Consider the following 6,862-nt stretch of genomic DNA (forward strand, 5'->3'; position numbering starts at 1 on the left):
CTCTCCTGGCCTATGGACTTGTGGATAAGCCATTCTGAGAGTAAGGTGAATGAACTAACAAACCGGGAATAGCTCTTATTTTTCCTGAATTTTGTTCCAGATCCCCGGACCTAGCTAAGTGATTAACTGGATGCTTTTTTGGTTACATACAACATTACCTCTAAAGGTAGCTGGTTTTGTATGCGGGCAGGTATTTTTTCTTGTTTTACAATAGTTAATGAATGCTCTTTAGTGAGGGTGTTAAGATAAGCGGGTTGATGACTAAAACGTGCACTGCTTTCTAATTGCCAGGGGCTTTCTTCATTAATTTCAGTAGTAAAGATAAAATAATGCTCTTCAGTTAAATGTTCGCTAACGAGCTGGATTAATGGGGCTAGATCACCAAAATAAGGCAGCACATCAGCCGCAACAATGAGATCATAGTGTTTGGGGTCTTGTTTTAGGAAATCGAGTAACTCCATTTGCAGCAGTTCATCATAAATAGCTTTTTTCTTCGCGTGTTCTATCATCTTTTCGGCGATATCCACCCCAGTTAAATGCTTACAATATTCACGCACAGCCACGCCAGTTAAACCTGTTCCGCAACCTAAGTCTAAAGCGTTATCAAGCTCCAGTAATTCGAATTGATGTAAACTTCGGGCAATATGAGTAGGAATACTGTAATTAAGCTGTCCTTGCATATGTTGATCATAATATAAGGCGTAGTTGTTAAATAAATTATGGGCGTATTCAGGAGTATTTTCGCCATTTTTTATTCCTGTAATCGCATTTAACATATGCCTGCTAATCTTATCCTCTGGATTCACTTCTAAAGCGCGCTCTAAATAATGGCGAGAAGTTTCTCTATTATCTAATTTTAAATAGATCGCTGCTAAATTGTTTAAACTGGATGCATGCGTGGGTTCTAGCTGAAGGATATGATCAAAATGCATAGTTGCTTCGTTTAAATGGCCTAATGCCATTTGCGCAACCCCGGAATTATATAAATACTCAATGTTATTGGGCTCTTTTTGTAATAAAACATCATAATGCATTAAGGCATTTTCAAAGCGATCATAGTGCATGAAGGTTGAGGCTAAATTATTACGGGCGTCCATTTCATCATTATCTAAAGCCAAGGCTTTAGTAAAATAATCAACGGCTATTTGATTTTGTCCACGTTTAAGGGCAATAACCCCTAAATTCACTAAGGCTTCAACATGCTCATTCTGCTGAGCTAATACCGCTTGAAAGGCTTGCTCTGCTTGGTCTAACTCATTGGCTTCCAGATGTAATACACCTAGATAAAATTGTGCCTCAATAGCATCAGGATTGAGTGCTAACACATTAGAAAATTGTCTTTTAGCGGCATCCAATTCATTATTTTTTAATAGCAAAAGCCCCAAATTAAAATGGGCAGAGCTAAAGTCAGGAGCAGCATGGGTTGCTTTTATGTAATGGGCTAAGGCGTCCTCATAATTATTTTGTAAGGCATAGAGATTCGCTAAATTACTATGCGCTTGGGCATAATTTGGTGCTAATTCAATCGCTTGTAAATAGTGGCGAATGGCCTCTTCTATTTGATTATTTTTTTTATAGGCGTTAGCAAGGTTATTTAATAAATAGGGCTCTGGATTTATAGCATTGGCTTGTTGTAAAAAAGATAAGGCTTGGTGTATTTTGCCCATTTGTGCATAAGTTAATCCTAAAAAATGCAAGCTTTCTTGGTGTTGTGGGTCTAAAGCTAATATTTGTTCAAATAAGGCAATGGCCTCATCATACTTCGCTTCTGAGAGAAGTTGCCGAGCTTGGTTAAATAAATCGCTTAATTTCTTATTCATAAACTGGGATTAATTGTTTTAATTGATTTAGGGCTAGGGCACGATGGCTAATCCTATTTTTTATACTAGCAGATAATTCGGCGGCTGTGCACTGATATTGTTCTATAAAGAAAATTGGATCGTAGCCGAATCCCTGATCCCCTCTGCGCTCATTGATGATGACACCCTGCATGATGCCCGTTGCTATAATCGGGGTCGGGTCTTGTGAATGCTGTACTAAAGCAATGGCGCAATAAAAATAGGCTTGGCGCTGTTCTTTAGGTAAAGACTTCATATGGCTAAGCAACAAATTAATGTTCTTTGAATCACTCGTAGGCTCCCCGGCATAGCGTGCCGAATAAATTCCTGGTGCGCCATTTAAGGCTGGGACAACTAGGCCTGAATCGTCTGCGAGCGCTGGTTTGTTAGCAAAATGGCTAGCATGTCGCGCTTTAATAAGGGCATTTTCAATAAAACTTAATCCAGTCTCATGGGCATCGCTGATCCCTAACTCTTGTTGGGGGGTGCATAAACTTGGCGCGAGTAGCGCGCGTAGCTCTTTAATTTTTCCTTTATTGCTGGTTGCCAGAATAAGTTCTTTCATATAAGCCTTTTTAATGTTGCTTAAGGCATTGTAACTTGGTGGAGGACGAATTGAAAAATATTTATCAGAAATTAGCGCAATTTAAAATCTTATTAAACAATAATATGCTAAAATAGTGAGGATTATTAATCAATTGGATGACTATGCCAATTCGACATTTTTTATTAGTTTTGCTGGTTATTCTGGTGTGGGGAATTAACTTCATTTTCGTAAAGTTAGGCCTGCAAGAGATCTCACCCCTACTTTTATGCGCCCTGCGTTTTTTATTAGCGAGTGTTCCTGCTGTTTTCTTTGTTAAACCGCCTAAAGCTTCTATCCTGATGATTGCTGCTTATGGTTTTTTTATGTTTGCCCTGCAATTTTCTTTAGTTTTTATGGGGATGTACGTGGGTATGACGCCTGGGATGGCTTCTTTAATCATGCAGGTGCAAGTGTTTTTTAGTATGTTTTTTGCAGTGTTGTGGTTTGGTGAGCAGCCGCAATTAAAACAAATTGTCGGTGCCTTAGTTGCTTTTGCAGGGATAGCTGTAGTCGCCTTACATTTTGATCAACATGTTTCTTTATGGGGCTTTTTATGTATTTTAGGTGCCGCCGCCTCTTGGGGGATAGGAAACTTAATCGCAAAAAAAATAGATACCAGTAATTTAATAGCCGTAATTGTATGGGGAAGTTTTATTATTTGCTTACCTATGTTTGCCGCAGCGCTAGTCATTGAAGGACCGCAAAGTTTCCTCAACAGCTATCAACATCTTAGTTGGAAGGGCTTTGGTTCCTTATTGTATATTGTCTATGCCTCTACTTGGGTAGGTTATGGAGTATGGAACTGGTTGCTCGGGCGTTATCCGGTTAGCGTGGTGGTGCCTTTTACCCTTTTAATACCTCTAGTAGGCATAATAAGCTCTGTACTCGTTTTTGGAGAGCCGTTCCAATTATGGAAACTACTGGCCTGTTTATTAGTAATTACCGGCTTATGCATTAACCTTTTTAGTGCGCGATTATTCCGCCTAAAATTACGTTCTGAAGCGGCTTGATTATAATGGCGGCATTAAAAAAAATAATACTGTGTGCTGATGATTTTGGTTTTAGTCCTGGAGTCTGCTTAGGATTACTACAATTAGCCCGCATGAAACGGCTTTCGGCCTTAAGTTGTATGGTGAATGGCCCAAGTTTTACCACTTATGCTAAAGAGCTTTTAAACTTATCCGACCAAGTGCAAATTGGCTTACATTTTAATTTGACTGAAGGTTTACTTTTATCTCAAACAGATAAAAACTGTTTTAGTTTGCCTGAACTGCTGCTAAAAACCCACCTGCGGGCTCTAACTCGCCCTTTAATTGAGCAAGAGTTTCTTGCCCAATTGGAACGCTTTATTCGGCTAATGGGTAAATTGCCTGATTTTATCGATGGCCATCAACATGTACACCAATTCCCCTTAATTAGAAAAGTTTTGATGAGCTTGTATGAGCAACGTTTACAACCCCATTCAGTGTGGATTCGTTCGACTTATCCTCTTATTTCCTTGCCAGCTTATGATTGGAAGGGGCGAGTTTTAGCTTATACCGGTGGTAAAGCTTTAAAAGAGATGTTAAAGAATCAAAAAATAAGGCACAACGATTATTTTGCTGGAGTCTATGATTTCTCACCTCGGGTGGATTATTCAGATTTATTTAAGCAATGGTTAAAAATAGTCCCTTCTAATACTTTAATTATGTGTCATCCTGGTACAGGGAAAGAAAAAAACGATCCGATAGCACCTGCTCGCCTGCGGGAAATGGCTTATTTTTCTAGTGAGTTGTTTCTAGAAGATTGTGTCGCATACCGCATCGCTTTAAGTTAGAAAATGAGCTAATAAACTTAAGAGTTTTAATATTGAAAAATATCATCCTTGTGCAGCAGTGAAGCAGGTAGGAGGAACGTGTTAACCAAGCCTCACCTTGGATTGTTTAAGCAAGTCTGGAAGACGGTTTTTCTCTATGTAATTAGGCTGGTAGCAAAGTGATAAATGGGGCTTGTTGGTCTATTTGAGAATAAAGAAATGTTGATTAGCGGCAAGCCCAAAATCGCGATAAAAGGAAACTATAAATAGCTACTAAACCAAGAACAACAACTAAGGCTAATAAATAGTGGACGCTACTGTACTTTAAAAGTAAAAAATACAAGAGTTCATTAAGAGCCCCTGCCGATGAAGCCACTAAAAAAAAATGAGGCAGGCTTAATTGCTTCTTATTCTCTAAATGGGAAAAGCTAAGGTATCTATGCCCTAAGTAGCTGACATTAAAAGCAATAAAAAAAGCAATCAGATTAGCTAGCAAGGGTTCAATAGCAAAGTGGTTTACTAAGTTTAAAACCACCAATAAATGAGTTAAGGCAGCACCCGCTCCTACTCCTGCAAAAAAGAGAACCTGTTGGCTTTTTCTTGATAGATTAATCATAAAAGCTACTTTCTTCATCCACAATATAATGAGGGCGTTGCTTCACTTCATCAAAAACGCGACCTACATATTCACCAACCACACCGATAGCAAATAACTGTAGGCCGCCAAAAAAACTAATCGCAGTAACTATGGTTGCCCAACCTGGTGTTTGGATACCGAAAATTAAAGTATTAAAAATAATCCATAAGCCATACAAAATAGCTAAGGTTGCAAGTCCTACGCCACCAATAGCAATCATGCGTAAAGGAAAGGCGGTAAAAGAGGTAATTCCTGTAATCGCTAAGTCAAGAAGTGAATAAAAATTCCACTGCGAAACCCCTGATTTTCTTGGCTGAACTTCAAATGGGATGGCTACCTGTTTAAATCCCACCCAGCTGAATAAACCTTTCATAAAACGGTTACGCTCAGGAAGTTTTTGCAAGGCATTAACAATTTTTCGATCTAAAAGACGAAAATCCCCCGCATTGGCAGGAATATTTACGCGGTTAATTTTCGAGGTGAATTGATAAAAGGCACGCGCGCAATTTCTTTTAAGCCAAGATTCATCAGCACGACTTTGACGAACGGCAAAAACCATATCATTCCCTTCTTCCCATTTTTTGATGAATTCAGGTAGTAACTCTAAAGGATGTTGAAAATCGCTATCTAATAAAATAACAGCATCGCCGCGTGCATAGTCTAAACCAGCGCTTAAAGCTTTTTCTTTGCCAAAATTGCGACTAAAACGGACATAGCGAAGCGGTGCTTTGGTTCGATGTTGATGAATAATGGTGCTGGTGTGGTCTGTACTACCATCATCAATGATAATAATTTCATAGGGATAACTTAATTCAATTAGCATTTTATTGAGGGCAACAATAAATTCACCAACCACAGACTCTTCGTTATAAACTGGTACGACACAAGAAATTAATTTATTGTGGGTTTTACTTTGTGTCATAGGGCACATTATCAATGAAAATTAAGTGGCTATATTACCTAAACCAGAGAGGAACGTCTATTAGAGTATAAAAAAACAATAAGAAGCTTGGTCAATAAAGAGCGTTTATGCATCGTTGTTAATCAGGTGAAGAGGTGTAAGCTTAGCCCGTTAAAGGATATATATTAAGTGATTTTGTTCATTTTTTCTCTAAGGGAATTGGCTTCCACTTCATCAAAATCATCTGTATGGTTCAATAGGGTTTTAGCTTCAGTAAGCAGTTTGGTAATGGCCTCAAACTCTGCGCTAGTTGAACTTTGTTTGACCTTAAATATTCCCCCATTCATTAATTGTTCTGCTTGGCTTAAGCTCTTTGCTGCTTGTCTAGTGGCTAACAGATTATCTAATTTTGCAATTGCACTTTCTAAAAGAATGCGAGAAATCGAAAGACCTGTTGACATATTAACCTCTAATTGTGTGAATAATTATACTTTAAATCTTAATTCTCAAATAGTAGCATCCGGAGGAGTATAGCTACCTTGAAGTGGATTTTCCGGTACGACTATTCTTTTCTCTTGCCCTTGTAATGGCCTTGCTTCAAGTTGGGTATCTAAATACCGCTCTCTGATTAGGGGTTCGGCCAATTGTTCTGTTGCAGATAATAATTTGGGTTTTGGTTGGGCATATTGTACCGTTGCCAACTCAAAAGGATCTATAGCTTCTTTCATCTCTACATAAAGGCTATCAATATCTTTAAGTATACTCTTAATTTGCGTCTCAGCAGTTTTTATTTTTTGGGTGGTGGTAGTTAAAACCTTATTAAGATCGTGTAAATCTCCAGGAATTTTTGTTATCAAATGGGTAATTTCTTGCTCCCGTTTTTTTAATTCCACTGTTTCTAAATTAATAGCGGCCACCCGCTGGCGTAATGTTTCATAGCGTGATTTTAACGATGCTTCTGTGTTCTCCTGGGGCAGTGAAAGACAGGGGCTTTTCATGACTAGAAATTAGTCACATAAACAGTATAATCCTGCATTTATTTGAACTGGCGAAAGAAAGGGATGTCTGAAGTATTAGCTTTTTTATCAACTGTTGAAGATTTAAG

At 38.4% G+C, this 6,862-nt stretch carries 8 protein-coding genes; 2 read left to right on the forward strand and 6 right to left on the reverse strand.

Going from position 1 to position 6,862, the window contains the following annotated elements; translation table 11 throughout:
- Positions 1-122 precede the first annotated feature (122 nt).
- Together ELY15_RS12400 and rdgB are read right to left on the reverse strand one after the other, a co-directional pair.
- Positions 123-1,820, reverse strand: coding sequence for a tetratricopeptide repeat protein (locus ELY15_RS12400; protein WP_127100495.1), 1,698 nt, complete (start codon positions 1,818-1,820; stop codon positions 123-125).
- Positions 1,813-2,403, reverse strand: coding sequence for an RdgB/HAM1 family non-canonical purine NTP pyrophosphatase (rdgB, locus tag ELY15_RS12405; RefSeq protein ID WP_127100497.1), 591 nt, complete (start codon positions 2,401-2,403; stop codon positions 1,813-1,815). Before rdgB ends, ELY15_RS12400 begins: the two co-directional genes overlap by 8 nt.
- Before the next feature lie 143 nt (positions 2,404-2,546).
- On the opposite strand from rdgB, the gene ELY15_RS12410 reads away from it, so the two are divergent.
- Both ELY15_RS12410 and ELY15_RS12415 read left to right on the forward strand, forming a co-directional pair.
- Positions 2,547-3,434, forward strand: a complete 888-nt coding sequence (locus ELY15_RS12410; protein ID WP_127100507.1) for an EamA family transporter — start codon at positions 2,547-2,549, stop codon at positions 3,432-3,434.
- Positions 3,435-3,439: 5 nt separating this feature from the next.
- Positions 3,440-4,240, forward strand: a complete 801-nt coding sequence (locus tag ELY15_RS12415; protein WP_127100499.1) for a ChbG/HpnK family deacetylase — start codon at positions 3,440-3,442, stop codon at positions 4,238-4,240.
- 205 nt (positions 4,241-4,445) lie between these two features.
- On the opposite strand, the gene ELY15_RS12420 is transcribed toward ELY15_RS12415, so the two are convergent.
- The 4 genes from ELY15_RS12420 to ELY15_RS12435 all read right to left on the reverse strand — a co-directional run bounded on the left by ELY15_RS12420 (position 4,446) and on the right by ELY15_RS12435 (position 6,755).
- Complete coding sequence (locus ELY15_RS12420; RefSeq protein WP_127100509.1) at positions 4,446-4,835, reverse strand: GtrA family protein; 390 nt, start codon at positions 4,833-4,835, stop codon at positions 4,446-4,448.
- Positions 4,828-5,778, reverse strand: a complete 951-nt coding sequence (locus ELY15_RS12425; RefSeq protein WP_127100501.1) for a glycosyltransferase family 2 protein — start codon at positions 5,776-5,778, stop codon at positions 4,828-4,830. Before ELY15_RS12425 ends, ELY15_RS12420 begins: the two co-directional genes overlap by 8 nt.
- A gap of 164 nt (positions 5,779-5,942) precedes the next feature.
- The gene (locus tag ELY15_RS12430; RefSeq protein ID WP_127100503.1) at positions 5,943-6,218 is read right to left on the reverse strand and encodes a hypothetical protein; all 276 of its coding nucleotides are present in this window, start codon (positions 6,216-6,218) and stop codon (positions 5,943-5,945) included.
- A gap of 45 nt (positions 6,219-6,263) precedes the next feature.
- Positions 6,264-6,755, reverse strand: coding sequence for a hypothetical protein (locus ELY15_RS12435; RefSeq protein ID WP_127100505.1), 492 nt, complete (start codon positions 6,753-6,755; stop codon positions 6,264-6,266).
- Positions 6,756-6,862 lie beyond the last annotated feature (107 nt).

The sequence above is a fragment of the Legionella sp. km772 genome (assembly GCF_003989735.1).
GTDB lineage: Bacteria > Pseudomonadota > Gammaproteobacteria > Legionellales > Legionellaceae > Legionella.

What these genes read in the sequence shown, in the direction of transcription:
- ELY15_RS12400 (WP_127100495.1), bottom strand. Translation starts at nt 1,820, where the DNA reads ATGAATAAGAAATTAAGCGATTTATTTAACCAAGCTCGGCAACTTCTC.
- rdgB (WP_127100497.1), bottom strand. Translation starts at nt 2,403, where the DNA reads ATGAAAGAACTTATTCTGGCAACCAGCAATAAAGGAAAAATTAAAGAG.
- ELY15_RS12410 (WP_127100507.1), top strand. Translation starts at nt 2,547, where the DNA reads ATGCCAATTCGACATTTTTTATTAGTTTTGCTGGTTATTCTGGTGTGG.
- ELY15_RS12415 (WP_127100499.1), top strand. Translation starts at nt 3,440, where the DNA reads ATGGCGGCATTAAAAAAAATAATACTGTGTGCTGATGATTTTGGTTTT.
- ELY15_RS12420 (WP_127100509.1), bottom strand. Translation starts at nt 4,835, where the DNA reads ATGATTAATCTATCAAGAAAAAGCCAACAGGTTCTCTTTTTTGCAGGA.
- ELY15_RS12425 (WP_127100501.1), bottom strand. Translation starts at nt 5,778, where the DNA reads ATGACACAAAGTAAAACCCACAATAAATTAATTTCTTGTGTCGTACCA.
- ELY15_RS12430 (WP_127100503.1), bottom strand. Translation starts at nt 6,218, where the DNA reads ATGTCAACAGGTCTTTCGATTTCTCGCATTCTTTTAGAAAGTGCAATT.
- ELY15_RS12435 (WP_127100505.1), bottom strand. Translation starts at nt 6,755, where the DNA reads ATGAAAAGCCCCTGTCTTTCACTGCCCCAGGAGAACACAGAAGCATCG.